Origin of the sequence: Streptococcus sp. 2022WUSS135 (genome assembly GCF_044427045.1) — a bacterium.
In the GTDB taxonomy this organism is placed as follows: Bacteria; Bacillota; Bacilli; order Lactobacillales; family Streptococcaceae; genus Streptococcus; species Streptococcus hashimotonensis.
This window is the reverse complement of the sequence record NZ_JAOTGL010000033.1, coordinates 1-14753: the sequence shown is the minus strand read 5'-3', so window position 1 is coordinate 14753 and position 14753 is coordinate 1. Positions and strand designations below refer to the sequence as shown.

General features: G+C 37.5%; 10 protein-coding genes and 3 pseudogenes. 12 read left to right on the top strand and 1 reads right to left on the bottom strand.

Annotation, left to right across the window (positions count from 1 at the left end; all coding sequences use genetic code 11):
- Positions 1-185: pseudogene (locus ODU45_RS08875) on the top strand (IS30 family transposase); the annotation flags it as partial.
- 363 nt (positions 186-548) lie between these two features.
- Here the strand turns inward: ODU45_RS08875 and ODU45_RS08870 are convergent.
- Positions 549-2777, bottom strand: coding sequence for an ATP-dependent Clp protease ATP-binding subunit (locus ODU45_RS08870; RefSeq protein ID WP_105138934.1), 2229 nt, complete (start codon positions 2775-2777; stop codon positions 549-551).
- A 222-nt stretch (positions 2778-2999) separates the two neighbouring features.
- Between ODU45_RS08870 and ODU45_RS08865 the strand changes: the two genes are divergently transcribed.
- From ODU45_RS08865 to ODU45_RS08815, 11 genes and pseudogenes are all read left to right on the top strand, one after another.
- Positions 3000-3230 (top strand): DUF1797 family protein, encoded by a 231-nt coding sequence (locus tag ODU45_RS08865; protein WP_002938704.1) that lies wholly within the window; start codon positions 3000-3002, stop codon positions 3228-3230.
- A gap of 125 nt (positions 3231-3355) precedes the next feature.
- Positions 3356-4045, top strand: coding sequence for an amino acid ABC transporter permease (locus ODU45_RS08860; protein WP_002938702.1), 690 nt, complete (start codon positions 3356-3358; stop codon positions 4043-4045).
- Complete coding sequence (locus tag ODU45_RS08855) at positions 4038-4772, top strand: amino acid ABC transporter ATP-binding protein (protein WP_002943067.1); 735 nt, start codon at positions 4038-4040, stop codon at positions 4770-4772. The genes ODU45_RS08860 and ODU45_RS08855 overlap by 8 nt, the downstream gene beginning before the upstream one ends.
- 233 nt (positions 4773-5005) lie before the next feature.
- Positions 5006-5854, top strand: a complete 849-nt coding sequence (locus ODU45_RS08850) for a bifunctional methylenetetrahydrofolate dehydrogenase/methenyltetrahydrofolate cyclohydrolase (protein WP_024385039.1) — start codon at positions 5006-5008, stop codon at positions 5852-5854.
- Positions 5855-7276: 1422 nt separating this feature from the next.
- Positions 7277-7576, top strand: a complete 300-nt coding sequence (locus ODU45_RS08845; protein WP_105138937.1) for a DNA repair protein — start codon at positions 7277-7279, stop codon at positions 7574-7576.
- Positions 7566-8168: a signal peptidase I gene (gene lepB, locus ODU45_RS08840; RefSeq protein ID WP_169051115.1), complete on the top strand. Its 603-nt coding sequence runs from the start codon at positions 7566-7568 to the stop codon at positions 8166-8168. The genes ODU45_RS08845 and lepB overlap by 11 nt, the downstream gene beginning before the upstream one ends.
- 18 nt (positions 8169-8186) lie before the next feature.
- Positions 8187-11465 carry a SpaA isopeptide-forming pilin-related protein gene (locus ODU45_RS08835; protein WP_398581162.1) on the top strand — a complete coding sequence of 1093 codons (3279 nt, stop codon included), beginning with the start codon at positions 8187-8189 and terminating at the stop codon, positions 11463-11465.
- A 100-nt stretch (positions 11466-11565) separates the two neighbouring features.
- Positions 11566-13050, top strand: coding sequence for an isopeptide-forming domain-containing fimbrial protein (locus ODU45_RS08830; RefSeq protein WP_398581160.1), 1485 nt, complete (start codon positions 11566-11568; stop codon positions 13048-13050).
- 235 nt (positions 13051-13285) lie between these two features.
- Positions 13286-14119 carry a class C sortase gene (locus ODU45_RS08825; RefSeq protein WP_105138940.1) on the top strand — a complete coding sequence of 278 codons (834 nt, stop codon included), beginning with the start codon at positions 13286-13288 and terminating at the stop codon, positions 14117-14119.
- 130 nt (positions 14120-14249) lie between these two features.
- A pseudogene (locus ODU45_RS08820) lies at positions 14250-14427 on the top strand (phage tail protein); the annotation flags it as partial.
- Positions 14428-14557: 130 nt separating this feature from the next.
- A pseudogene (locus tag ODU45_RS08815) lies at positions 14558-14753 on the top strand (IS5/IS1182 family transposase); the annotation flags it as partial.

Here is a 14753-nt window from a genome sequence, read left to right as displayed (position 1 = left end):
TGACACAGGAGGACATCAACCTGGTTTGTTCGCATGTCAACAGCGTCAAACGAGCTGCTTTCAACGGAAAATCGGCTTATGAACTCTTTACGTTTACCTACGGTGAAGAATTGGCAACACTTTTGGGAATATCTAAAATTGACCCCGAGAACGTCATCCAATCACCTCGATTATTGGATAAATAACCGCTAGTTTTTATCAAAAAATAATTTCAAAATAGAAAGGAACTTGTCCCAGCCAAAATTCCAGATAGCTAGAACTTACTTTGAGACGTCTCAGAGCCAGTAACTTTAGTGTACTCTTTTTTTCAACATTTTCAATACTAAAACTCACTATTATCAACATTTTTAGTCAAAAACAGAACTTAGTCTGAGACTAAATTCTGTTGGCGTTATACAGTTTTCTCAGAGTAACTTCTGGAAGGAAGGGAACTAGAACTTACTTTGAGAATTTACCAGTTTTTTATAGGATGGAGATGGGGAAAAATTTAGAAAAATAGAGTATCAAAACAGTAAAATAGGCTACTCGTAGGGAGCAGCTCTATTTTCTTATTTTGTCTTTGTTTGTGCCTTGATTTGAATTGTACCTTTACTTGACATGACAGCACGTAGGTCTTTTTCTGCTGGATGTTCTAAGTAGAAGTCGGTGATAGCATCTTCAATCTGATCTTGGATGGTTCTGCGTAGTGGACGAGCTCCCATCTTTGGATCGTAGCCAAGGTCCACTAATTTTTCCTTAACTTTATCTGTTACATGGAGGCTGATGCCATTGTGAGAAAGGCGTTTGTTTACATCGTCTAGCATGAGGCTGACGATTTCAAGTAAGTTTTCCTTGCTCAGTGGTTGGAACTCAATAATGCCGTCAAATCGGTTCATAAATTCAGGTGTGAAGAAATTGCTAAGTTGGCCAAGGACTGATTGAGTCCGTCCTTCCATAGTCGCACCAAAACCGACACTTGCTTCAACTTTTCCAGTACCAGCATTTGATGTCATGATGATGATGGTATCTTTGAAGCTGACTGTCCGACCTTGTCCATCTGTCAGACGCCCATCGTCTAAGACCTGAAGGAACATGTGCATGACATCTGGGTGGGCTTTTTCAACTTCGTCAAGGAGGATGAGTGAGTAAGGATTACGACGGACTTTTTCAGTCAATTGTCCAGCCTCCTCATAGCCTACATAGCCTGGAGGAGCTCCGACGAGTTTAGCGACAGCGTGTTTTTCCATGTATTCGGACATGTCGAAGCGGATCATGCTGTCTGCCGAACCGAAGAGTTCGATAGCTAATTGCTTAGACAATTCGGTTTTACCGACACCTGTTGGTCCGACAAAGAGGAAGGATCCAATGGGACGATTTGGAGCACCGAGACCGACACGATTACGGCGGATGGCTTTAGCTATCTTGTCAACTGCTTCATCTTGTCCGATAACATGGGCTTTTAAGTCACTAGCGAGGTTCACAAGCTGGGACTGTTCCTTTTCTTTTAAATCACCAACTGGGATATTTGTTTTTTGCTCTACGATGGCTTCGATTTCCTTTTCAGTAATGAGTGGAATATCTTCCTCGCTGATAGTTGCCTTTTGCATCTCCTTGTACTTAGCAATTTGGTCACGGAAATAGGCCGCTTTTTCATAGTCCTCATCCCGTGTAGCTTGTGCTTTCCGATTTTCGGCATCAATCAGGCGTTGGTCAATTTCCTTTGGATCAATAAAGTTGAGGGTCAAATTCATTTTTGAACCAGCTTCATCCAGAAGGTCAATAGCTTTGTCTGGGAGGAAACGGTCTTGAATGTAGCGGTTGGACAGTACTGCGGCAGCTTCGATAGCAGCATCAGAGTATTTAACATGATGGTAATCCTGGTATTTATTTTGGATACCTTTGAGGATGGTAATGGTTTCTTCGACACTTGGTTCTTCAACTTTTACAGGTTGCATACGGCGTTCTAGGGCGGCATCTTTTTCGATAATACGGTATTCGTTGAGCGTTGTTGCACCGACTAGTTGCATTTCACCACGTGCGAGGGCTGGTTTGAGGATATTGCCAGCATCCATGTTGCCATCGCCTGCAGAACCAGCACCGACAATTTCGTGAATCTCGTCAATAAAAAGAATGATTTCGCGACGATTACGGATTTCTTCCATGAGTTTTTGCATGCGTTCTTCAAATTGTCCGCGGATACCTGTTCCTTGTACGAGGCTGACAACATCCAGACGAATGACTTCCTTGTCTCGTAATTTCTGTGGCACATCGCCATCAACAATTTTTTGAGCCAAGCCTTCAACAACCGCTGTTTTACCTACTCCAGGCTCACCGATAAGAACAGGGTTATTTTTTGTACGACGGTTGAGAATTTCGATGACACGGGTAATTTCTTGATCGCGACCGATTACTGGGTCAATATCCCCACGACGGGCAATTTCGGTAACGTTGATACCAAATTCTTCAAGGAGCCCATTTGGTTGTTGGGGTTGTTGCGGAGGAGGGGTCTGTCCACCACGTCCATTATGCCCACCGGCTTGAGTGGGAGGAGTCTGTTCGCGATTTTTTCCAGCAGGGGTATTGCCAGGATAGCCACCTAGGTGATTGAAGAATTCACTAAAGGGATCCATATTGTTAGGATTTGTTAAATCTCCCAACCCACGTAGGATAGCATTATTAGGGTCTGTTTTCATGATTTGGTAGCAGTTGTGACAGAGGTCTACCTGCTGCTGTTTACCGTTTAAGTTGGTGTAGAGATGGATCGTTGCGTCGTTGATATTACAATTTTTGCAGAGCATAATTCTACCTCTTTCTGTGAAAAATGTGACCTATTGTTAAATAGTCAAAAAAGGTCAGTTCTAGCTTTATTATAACAAGATTCATAGAAAAATCAAGAAACTGCTACGCTTGGAAAAACTTTCTATGAAAAATAGGGCGATAGGAAGAAAATAGGGAAAAAATAAGACTTTTTTGGCAATATGTGGTAAAATATTCCTATAAAAAGGATTAGGAGAACGAATATGGAATCACATTTGGTGAGAATTATCAATCGTCTGGAAGCTATGGCTAATGACGGCGGTACGTTGAAACGTAATTTCGAACGTGATGGTATTGTTGTTGCAGAAGTGGCTTATAGCTATGACGAGGAAAATGGTTCAGTATTTACCTTGCGTGATGTTGCTGCTCGTGAAACGTACGCGTTTGATAGCATCGACTTGATTGCAATGGAAATCTATGAGCTATTGTACTAAGAAGAAGTGAGAGGCACCTAAGGGTGCTTTTTTCTTATGTAAATTGAATATTATAAACAAAAGTATTGCATAAATATTCGAAAATGGTATAATAGACTCTAAATGACAGAATTGGAGTAAGATGAATGAATTTTTCTTTTTTGCCTGAGTATTGGGCTTATTTTAATTATGGGGCAATTGTTACCCTCATTATTGCATTTTTCTCAGTATTTTTTGGTAGTATTTTAGGTGTGTTGCTTGCTTTTGCTCAGCGTAGTAAGTATAAAGTTTTAGCTTGGACTGCCAATATCTATGTCTGGATTTTTCGTGGGACACCGATGATTGTCCAGATTATGATTGCTTTTGCGATGACACATTTTGTAGCACCAACTTTTCAGCTAGGAATTTTGACGGTAGATTTGACACGCTTGATTCCAGGTATCATTGTTATTTCGATGAACTCGGGTGCCTATGTATCTGAAACTGTTCGTGCAGGTATTAATGCTGTACCAAAAGGACAGTTGGAAGCTGCTTATTCGCTTGGTATTAGACCAAAGCAGGCCATGCGTTATGTTATCATGCCACAGGCTATCAAGAATATCCTTCCAGCCTTGGGAAATGAATTTGTGACTATTGTTAAGGATAGTTCACTTTTGTCAACCATCGGTGTGATGGAATTATGGAACGGTGCTCAGACAGTTCAATCCACTTCTTATATTCCTTTAACACCACTTGTATTTGCAGCGAGCTATTATCTAATTATGACAACGGTGCTAACAGTGATTATTCAGTCGTTTGAGAAAAAGTTGAACAAGGGAGGGCAGTTCCATGTCTAATGCAATTATTTCTATCAAGGATTTACATAAGTACTTCGGAAAGAATGAGGTTCTAAAAGGAATTGATTTAGATATTCAACAAGGTCAGGTAGTCGTTATTATCGGTCCATCAGGGTCAGGGAAATCGACTTTCTTACGTACAATGAACCTCTTAGAAGTACCGACCAAGGGAACTGTTACATTTGAAGGTGTTGATATTACTGACAAGTCAAATGATATTTTCAAGATGCGTGAAAAGATGGGAATGGTTTTTCAACAGTTCAATCTTTTTCCGAATATGACGGTATTAGATAATATTACTTTATCACCTATTAAGACAAAGGGAATTGCAAAGGATGAGGCTGAGAAGAAGGCTAAGGAATTACTTGAAAAGGTAGGATTGCCAGATAAGGCGAATGCCTATCCACAAAGCCTTTCAGGTGGTCAGCAACAGCGGATCGCTATTGCACGTGGTCTGGCCATGGACCCAGATGTCCTACTTTTTGATGAACCGACCTCTGCACTAGACCCTGAAATGGTTGGTGAAGTTCTTGCTGTTATGCAGGATTTGGCTAAGTCAGGGATGACCATGGTTATCGTGACTCATGAGATGGGATTTGCGCGTGAGGTAGCTGACAGGGTTATCTTTATGGATGGTGGTGTCATCGTGGAGGATGGAACGCCTGAAGAAGTCTTTGAACATACCAAGGAAGAACGGACTAAGGATTTCTTGTCTAAGGTCTTGTAATATAGTCATTTAGTTTTTCTTTTATTACTTCGTTAACTCGCTTTGCCGTACTCCAGTACTGTCTGCAGCTCGTTGCCTAGTACTAAAAGTAAACTAAAAGACTATAAATGAACAAATAAGTACGACTCCGATATTGTTCGGAGTTTTTTGCTATATGCTATATTCTACTTTGTACAAGTATAGTCAGTCGGAGAATTTTAGGGTATAATAGAAAAAACAAAAGGAGTGTAGGTATGACAGTCATTGATGGGAAAGCACTAGGTGTAAAAATGCAGGCTGCCTTGGCGGAGAAAACTGCTCGATTAAAAGAAGAAAAGGGGTTGGTACCAGGTCTTGTAGTTATTTTAGTTGGCGAAAATCCTGCTAGTCAGGTTTATGTACGGAATAAGGAGCGGTCAGCTCTAGCTGCTGGATTCAAGAGTGAGGTTGTTCGTGTTCCAGATACGATTTCTGAGTCAGACTTGTTGGATTTGATTGAGCGCTATAATCAGGATGATGAATGGCATGGTATTTTGGTGCAATTGCCCTTACCAGCCCACATCAGCGAGGAGAAGGTCTTGTTGGCTATTGACCCAGATAAGGATGTGGATGGTTTTCATCCGACTAACATGGGGAAATTCTGGTCAGGTCATCCTGTCATGATTCCATCTACTCCAGCAGGAATTATGGAAATGTTCAAGGAATATCAGATTGAGCTGGAAGGGAAGTCTGCTTTAGTTATTGGTCGTTCTAATATTGTTGGTAAACCGATGGCACAGCTGCTATTGGATGCCAATGCTACTGTAACGATTGCACATTCTCGTACCAAAAACTTGCCAGATCTTGCTCGTCAGGCCGATATTCTTGTTGTTGCCATTGGTCGTGGTCATTTTGTGACCAAGGAATTTGTTAAGCCAGGTGCCGTGGTAATTGATGTTGGTATGAATCGTGATGAAAATGGCAAGCTAATCGGTGATGTCAAATACGATGAAGTATCAGAAGTAGCAAGTTATATTACCCCAGTTCCAGGTGGTGTTGGTCCGATGACTATTACCATGTTGATGGAACAGACCTATGAAGCTTGTGTCAGAAGTGCAAAATAAGATAGAGAGTTTAATAAAAATAAATATATCCATGCCTGCTTTGGTAACGCTCTATTCTTAGAACCTGTATTTACAAGCGAAGTACTCATATTAAGAGACAGATTTAGCTAATCAAGGTAATTTTTGAGGGGATGTTGATTGTATTTTGAAAAAAACTAATGATGAGTAGCTTAAAGACTAGCCTTAGAATAGAAGCGTTGAACTGTGAATACGGGTTCTTAAATTATGACTGCAGTTCTCGTATGAATAAGTCTATTTTTAAGCGACTCTACTCATTTTATTGGTCATATTCAATAAATCAGTCTTAAGACGGATGTGACTTTTAGTAATATTGGTTATACTATACCCAATCCTAAATATTTTTCATAATCTCCTGAAAAGCCTGATCGTGTGATCAGGTTTTTTTGTATGCAAAAATGAGCCTAGGCAAAAAAACAATACTATTTCTCAAAGTTTGACCAACATCCCAGTGTAGTCAAAACGTTTGGAGACAGATTGTTTCAGCTCAACAACTAGAAATAAAGACTTGTTGACGAACTCTTTTATACTCTTCGAAAATCAAAATCAGACGTTGTTGACTTGGTTTGATGAACTTCAGTTCTATCTGCATCTGCGTCGCCTAGTCTGATTTTGATTTTCATTGAGTATTATCTGTCTAGTTCTTTCTCTCTTTCATTTTGTGTTTATAATGTTTTAGGTGATTGTGGGACGTTTTCAGTGAAATTGCTAATAGAACGGTTTTTACTCCTAGTCTTATCTGAGTAATAATAGGATAAAACTCATATACCCACATAAGAGTAATAGAGGTTTGTGAATAGTATTTAGTTAGAAACATTTGTTATCAAATACAGGTTCTACGTTATATTTAAAGAACTTCTCTATCATTCGTTAGGAAATATTTTTTCTCCGATTTATTGCTAGATAGGAGCAGTGTATGCGTTTCTAAAAATCTAAAGTTGGAGGATGTTCAATTTTAAATAAGTTACAATCTGCAAATCACTACTAAAATCAATTTATCCCTTATACAGGGTAATGTAATAAATTGTTTTTTCTTTGTTTTTTGTATGTTTTTTCAAAAAAATATATGAAATAAATGAGGGGAATCTAGTGATGCACTAGCTATGAAAAAAATATTTATATTAATGGAATTGTTTGAGAAATCAGAAGGATGTAGTTTTTCGATTTGCATACATATTTTTTCTTAAACATATATGTGCAAAAAGTTCTGATTTTTTTGTGTTTTTTTAAGAAATTGGCATTGTTGACAAACTAAGGATTGGCTTGGTATCATGTACAGGCTAATTTGATTGTATTATATTTACAAAAATGTATATATTTTGATTGATATGTGATATTTAGAAGCAAACAAGCATATATTTTGTAGCTAAAGCAATATAAGCAAAAAGGAGAGAGGAAGAAGCAATGTTAAATGCAAAAGACCTTAGAAAACTGAAGCGTTCTGAATTATTTGAACTCTTGGTTGAGCAGGCAAGGGAAATAGAGTCTTATCAAGCAAAATTAGTAGATTTGGAAAAAAGAATTGAGTATCGCGAAGCGGTTTTGGGAGAAATTGGTTCGATAGCGGAGGCGTCTCTAGCAGTTACTAGGATTTTTGAAGAAGCACAATTGGCTGCAAATATTTATCTTGAACAGGTTCAAAAAGTTACACATAAACAATCTGATAATTGTGAAATAGGGAGAATAGATGAGGATGGCGACTAATAAAAATAAGGATTATGTTACCATATCAGATTTACCCAGTATATCAATAATGTCAGAGGAGCTGAATAAAATACGATATAAAGAGCGGTATCTTGAGACATTAAAAAATACTATTTTCACGCTTATTACTGTCGCTGCACTTGCAGTATTAATAGCCATGTTATGGTTGCCAGTTCTGCATATTTATGGAAGTTCCATGTCTCCTACTCTGGAAGCAGGTGATATGGTGGCAACTGTGAAGACAAATACACTTTCAACTGGAGATATGGTTGCATTCTACTACAATAATAAGGTTTTGGTAAAAAGAGTAGTAGCCACTTCTGGTCAGTGGGTAAATATAGATGAGCAGGGGAATGTTTATGTAAATGGAAAAACATTAGACGAACCCTATGTTAAAGATAAGGCCTATGGTCAAACGGATATTAAACTACCGTACCAGGTTCCAGAAGGTCAATATTTTGTAATGGGAGATCATCGCAGTGTATCTATTGATTCTAGAAATACAGCTATTGGGTCAATTGGTGAGGAGCAACTGGTTGGAAAGTTAACCTTTCGGATATGGCCATTTCATAAAATGGGAGTAATAAAATAAAGGAAGGAGATAGAAAACATGAAAATATTATGGGAAAGATTGTTTAAATTTGTTCAGCAATACTTTCGAGAGAAAAAGACTGCAAAAATAACTATGGCGTTGTCAATAATTATGGCTTTTGGAATATCGTATTTGCTGATTTTACCAGCCATTACTTTAGAGACGGACAGTCAGGAGAGTGTTCTGCAATCAGTCTATAATCAGCCAACAACAGTAGAACAGCCAGTTCAAGAAGAACAGGCGGAGTCACAGTTGGTACAGGTTCAATCTGCTGGAAGCTTATTCGCTGAACATGAAAATATAACTGTACAAGTTAACTATGAGGCTCATACATTTGAACAGCCTGTTCGATTACAGGTTTTACCTTCAGAAGATAGTACAAAATATAGTGATAGAGTATCATCTATTCTTGAGGAAAATTCTCAGATTGTTCAGCAGGCTCATTCCTACGAACTTTCTTTTTTGACTGAATCAGGAGAAAAAATCGAACCTCAAAAAGAAGTGAGAGTTTCATTTACATTTAAAAATAGTATACCTGTAGAAAAAAGCTCGACAAAATGGAAGTTCTATCATTTCAAAAATAATGATTTAGATAGTGTTGAAGATTTAACAGATAAAACAGAAATAAAGACAGATGAAACAGGGCTCACCGGTATTGAATTTTCTTCAGATTCTTTCTTCAACTACACACTAGTAGAGACAGCTGAAAAGCCTATCACTTTATATGCAAGAAAAGAATGGAATGAGTTTGATAGTGATGACGTTATTGATATAGAATTGCAAGTTCAAAATGAAGATGGTTCATGGAGAATAGCAGAAGTTGAAAATGCTGTTCAAAGTATTGAAGCGCCGGATGAAGCAACTTCTACTCAGTTAGTATGGGAAAATGTAGCAAATTCCTCAGCGACGTATCGAATAATTGAACGAACAGCAACAAATAGTGAATTGGTAAATAAAACAGGGAATGGAAGCAAGGAAGATCCCTTTGTATTAACAAGAGAAGTGATGGAAGAAACTGTCTCAATGGATTCCTTTTTACGCTCGGCGTCAAATGTTCAGACAGCTGAACAAAGTGGAAGCTTTACTTTGAAGAAAGTAAATGAGAAAGGGAAGGCATTAGCAGGTGCTGTATTTACTCTTTCTGATTCAACTGGTAAAGTTATGCAAACGATAACTACTACTAACGATTCAAAGGGTACTGTATTCTCAAATCTAACGAAAGGAACGTATACCCTTAGAGAGACTAAAGCGCCTGAAGGTTATCAGTTATTGAATGATTACTATGAAATCAGAGTTAATCATTACGGAATTGTGGAAGCCAAATATATAAAATCCACCGATTCAACATCTGAAGAGAAAATATCAGAGTCCCGTGGCAATACTATTATTAGGCAGCCTAAAGTAGAAAATGTAGTTGAGGTATTAAAATACGAGCTGACTTCCACGCGAAGTGATACAAAAAAAGATAATGAAGATGCAGTGTGGATGACCAGTGGAGAGTTTATAAAGTTAGCTTTTGAACTAAAAGTTAAACCAGATACTCAACCGGGAGATTCCTTCACAATTAAGTTGGATAATAAATTATCACCTACAGGGATTAGAGAACGTACTTTACCGCCTATTCCTTTGAAAGTTGGAGATACGGTTGTAGCTACAGGAAGGTATGATGAAGCGACCAATAGCTTTATTTATACATTTAATGATTATGTACGACGAGAACAGAATATCAAGCTTTCAGCAAGTTATGCGACTATGGGAGCGGATTTGAAGAATGTACCTTATTCAGGTAAACAAAGTTTTACAAATGTTATAGATGGGCAAGTTCAACCTTTAAAAACATTTTATATTGATTATGGGGCTTCCAGAGAGATGCCAGGCGGTGTAGCTAAAGGATTAAAAATTCGTAATCAGGTAGCCTCTGTTAATCGTCTTACTGGAGAAGTTGAACGAATTATTTATATTAATAACGGAAATGACCTATCTAGAGATTATGTTTCCAGTTGGTTTTTGGGGAAACATCAAATTACTCTTGATAACCAAGGTCAAACTGATATTACTAATCTTGAAATATTTAAGGTTCCAAATGCTCTTAAACATACCTATATGCCTGATAGTATGCATGGAGGGACTGAGGGATTAGAGAGAATAACTAGTGCCCAATATAATCCTAATTCCTCTGCAATCATTATAGAAAAGAATGAATTTTATGATGCTGCGACTGGTAAGTATAGCAATGGTTTTTTAATTAAAATTACAGAAAAATTACGGGTTCCAACTGCTGCTACCAATATGACAGCGACATGGGGATTTACGGGATGGAGTAGCAATTCAGTTAGTGTTAGTGCAAGTGTTGTTGCATCACAGGCTGAATCAGCTGGAGAAGCAGAGCGTAAAACCCCGGTTATTACTATTAGTAATAAAAAAGAAGTTGTGCCAACAAAAACATCAATCACTGTAAGGAAGCAGTGGTTAAATGAGGATGGAAGTGAGATTGGAGAACCAACAATTTCTTCCATTACGTATAATCTTAACCAAATTTCCACGACAGAAGATGGAACGAAGACAACAACAGTGTATCAAGCTAACCAGACCTTAACTGCGGCTGAACAATGGACAAAACGGTATGATAATTTACCAATATCAGGTGTAAATGAAGCTAAACAAAAGGTTAGCTATGCTTATTATGTAGAGGAAGTCCCCCTACCAGGCTATAGTGTTCGTTATTTGAATGAGAGTAATGCTGATACGGTAAATCCAGCAGAAGCAGCTATTGTTAAGGGGATATTGACGATAAAAAACCAGAAGTTAAATATGACAAGCATTACGGTCAATAAACAATGGTTTACAGCAGATAAGCAGCCAACGGACCGTGTGAACGGAGAGATTAGCTATGATTTGAAGCAAATAGTTCATTTTGATGACAGACGTAAAATTATAAAAGATTATTTGAGTGGCGAGACCCTCAATCATACGATGAATTGGAGTAAGACATATCATGAACTTCCTAAAAAAGGTAAGGAAGAAGGAGAGACTGTTACGTACAGTTATTTCGTACAGGAGCATCCAATAATTGGTTATAACACTAGCTATCAATCTGAGAATAATGAGATGGATGTAACTACTCCAGAAAATGCAGCCATTGTTTCGGGGATAATAACTATAAGAAATGTCTCTACCCGAAAATACGTGTTGCCTAATACAGGTGGACCAGGTGTAATCATGTATTACTTATTGGGAGTAATAGTATTACTGGTTGTTGCGGGAGGACTATTCTATAAATTTAATTTGTATAGTTGATTCATTTATATGCGTTATAGGAGGAGAGACTGTGCTATAACTGCAGAAAATGGTGAGAAATTATTTTATAAAAAATTTTTAAGTCAGAAAGGATATTTTCGTGAAAAAGTTAATAACAATCTTTACAGTATTTTTTACAGTCATGTTCTATGCCTTGGGTATTCTAAAGGTTTCTGCTGAGGAATCTAGAAATTACAGTTTAACAATCAATGGCACAACAGTTGGTCATACCTATGAAGCCTACCAAATTTTTAAAGGTGAAATTTCAGAAGACGGTAAGACACTTTCAAATATTGGATGGGGCTCTGATGTTACTCCTTTTACTTTTGAAGAAAAGAAAGAGGTAACGGATATTGTAGATTTATTAGGTAAGGAAAATGACGACTCTAACAAAGTTAAGGAGTTTGCATTTGAAGCCGGTAAACATTTAAAAGAGAACCCTTCAAAATCAGTTGTGAGTACCGCTGACAAGACAATTCTCTCGGGGTTAAAGCCGGGTTACTACCTAGTTAAAGATAAAGATTTTTCACAAGAGGCTATGGATAAGAAAACAAATACTTCTTATACTCGCTTTATTTTGAAAGTTGTCGGAGATGCAGAAGCTACTTTGAAAAGTGACATTCCAACCGTTGAAAAGAAAGTTAAAGATAAAAATGATACCACAGGTGTAGAATCAAATTGGCAAGATGCAGCAGATTATGATTTTAATGACCAAGTTCCTTTTAAATTGACAGCAACCCTACCAAGTAATTTTGATGATTATCAAACATATAACCTTGAATTTGTTGATACTTTATCTAAGGGGTTGAAATATAATGAAGATGCTAAAATTTATTTAGAAAACGAAGGTAAAAATAGAGTTGAAGTCACAAACAAATTTAAAATTAATAAAAACATTAATGAACTTCAAATCTCTATTGAAAATTTGAAATCTATTGAAGATCAGAAAATCAATTCTAAAACTAAAGTGGTTGTAGAATATACAGCAACATTAACTTCAGAAGCTGTTATTGGTGGACAGGGAAACCGAAATGAAGTTGAGTTAGTGTACTCAAACAATCCTAACTCTGAAGGGCACGGTAGAACACCGAAAGATGTAGTTATTGTCTTTACATACCAAACCATTGTAAATAAGCAAGACCAGGATGGGAAGGCTTTGACAGGTGCAGGATTTACTCTTTATAAAAAAGTAAAGAATGATTGGAAAAAGGTTGGTGAAGAAATAAAAGGTGGCGAACTAACTAAATTTGAATTTAAAGGCCTTGATGCTGGAGACTACAAATTAGAAGAAACTACCACTCCAAGTGGTTACAATACAATCAAGCCACTTGAGTTTACAATTACTGCGGAATATACTATTGAGTCTGCAATGCCAACATTGAACAAACTGTCAGGTAACGAAGAATTGAAATTTACTTCAAACTTGCAAGATGGCTCTCTCTCAACAAATGTCATTAATAAAAAAGGTTCATTACTGCCGTCAACAGGTAGCGTTGGGACAAAGATGCTTTACCTTATTGGGGCATTGTTTGCAATCAGTTCAGCAGTCCTTCTTGTGACGAAGAAACGTGTAGACCTTAAGTAAATTTGGAATAGGTTGGAAATTAAGCTAACTTGTTCGCAACAGTCGTAGAGGTCAGATTTGAAGCGTAAAACATGAATTACTGAGATTTGCTTTGCAACTCCTATCTCCAACCTTTAACAGTCCAGTGGACTGTTAAACCCAATCAACCACTACGCTGAGATGTAGACACGAACTCTGAGAAGCGAGGCTGGCCTTTTTCCCAGCCTCTTTTCCTATTATTCAAAATGAGGTTATTATGATTTCCAAATCTAAAAATAATTACATAACGAGTCTGCTAGTCTTTTTCTTAATAACTGGCCTATTATTGTTATTATATCCAACAGTAAGTGATTATTGGAACTCACATTATCAATCAGAAGCAGTAGCTACTTATTCTGAGAAATTATTGGATATTTCAAAAGAAGAAAAACAAAAAATTTTAGAAAATGTTAGTGCATATAATAGCACGCTCGAAAAGGGGACAATACCTAATTTAAATATAGACAGTGTAGCTTTAAAAAAGTATGAATCAATTTTAAATATCACAGATACTGGTATTATGGGCTATGTAGAAATTCCTAAATTACAGACAACGTTACCTATTTATCACGGAACGGATGATGCCGTATTGCAGGTAGCAGTAGGTCACCTTGCTGGGACTTCCCTTCCCATTGGCGGTCAGGGAAGTCACGCTGCTATTTCAGGACATCGGGGATTGCCTTCTGCAAAACTGTTTTCTGATTTAGATCAGCTGGTTATAGGGGACACATTTATGATACAAGTTTTAGATAACACTCTGACATACGAAATTGATAAAATTATTACGGTTACTCCAGATGATGTATCTCCTTTGATGATAGATCCGAATGAGGATTTCGTAACCCTTGTGACTTGCACACCTTATGGTGTTAATAGCCACCGATTATTAGTTAGAGGTCACCGAATTGAAAATCAACTACTTACTAAGCAAGTAGTCTCAGAGGGATCAATTGTAAAACCTATACTGGTTTCTCCTTTTATTGCTTTATGTTTATTAGGACTACTTTGGAGTTTATTTTTTATAAAAAAAGAAGTAAATTTGTTTATGTGACTTAGATAGTATCGCAAAGAATGTCAGACTATTCGACTTTGTTCTTTAGCTTTTAAGCTTAGGAAAGGGAGATTTTTCCAACTCCCAATCATCCAAAAGGTGAAATAGAAGATAAACCAAATGACGATATGTCAATGTCCTCTATACGCTTGAAGAAGGCGGCAAGCGATCGGTCGGTTTCAAATTGTCAGACGGCATTGAAATTCCCAAAGAATTTGAAGGCAAATTCAAGTTTGCCCGCCAACGGCTTCAAACTAGCAGGCGAAATCCGTGGCAGCTTCTTTGTGGTTAAAGGGGACTATTTATAAAATAGCAAGAGGCTGGGCAAAAACTAGCTTCTCACATATAAAAAACGAGCAATTCCACTTAGGAGTTGCTCGTTTTCCATTTCATGCTTTATAATTATAATAACCACAAAACAACTAGAAAGGCATGAAAATGTATAAACAGTATAACACAAATCAGCTTAGTTTGGAATTAAATATTGCTTGGGACTTACCTGCAACGCATGAGGCTCGTCTGATTAGTCAGTTTGTGGATACTATTCCTTCATCCGTTCTATTGGAAGAAACTTCTCACACAGGTCGTCCAGCCTTTCATCCCGCTATGTTACTTAAAATGACCCTGTTCGCCT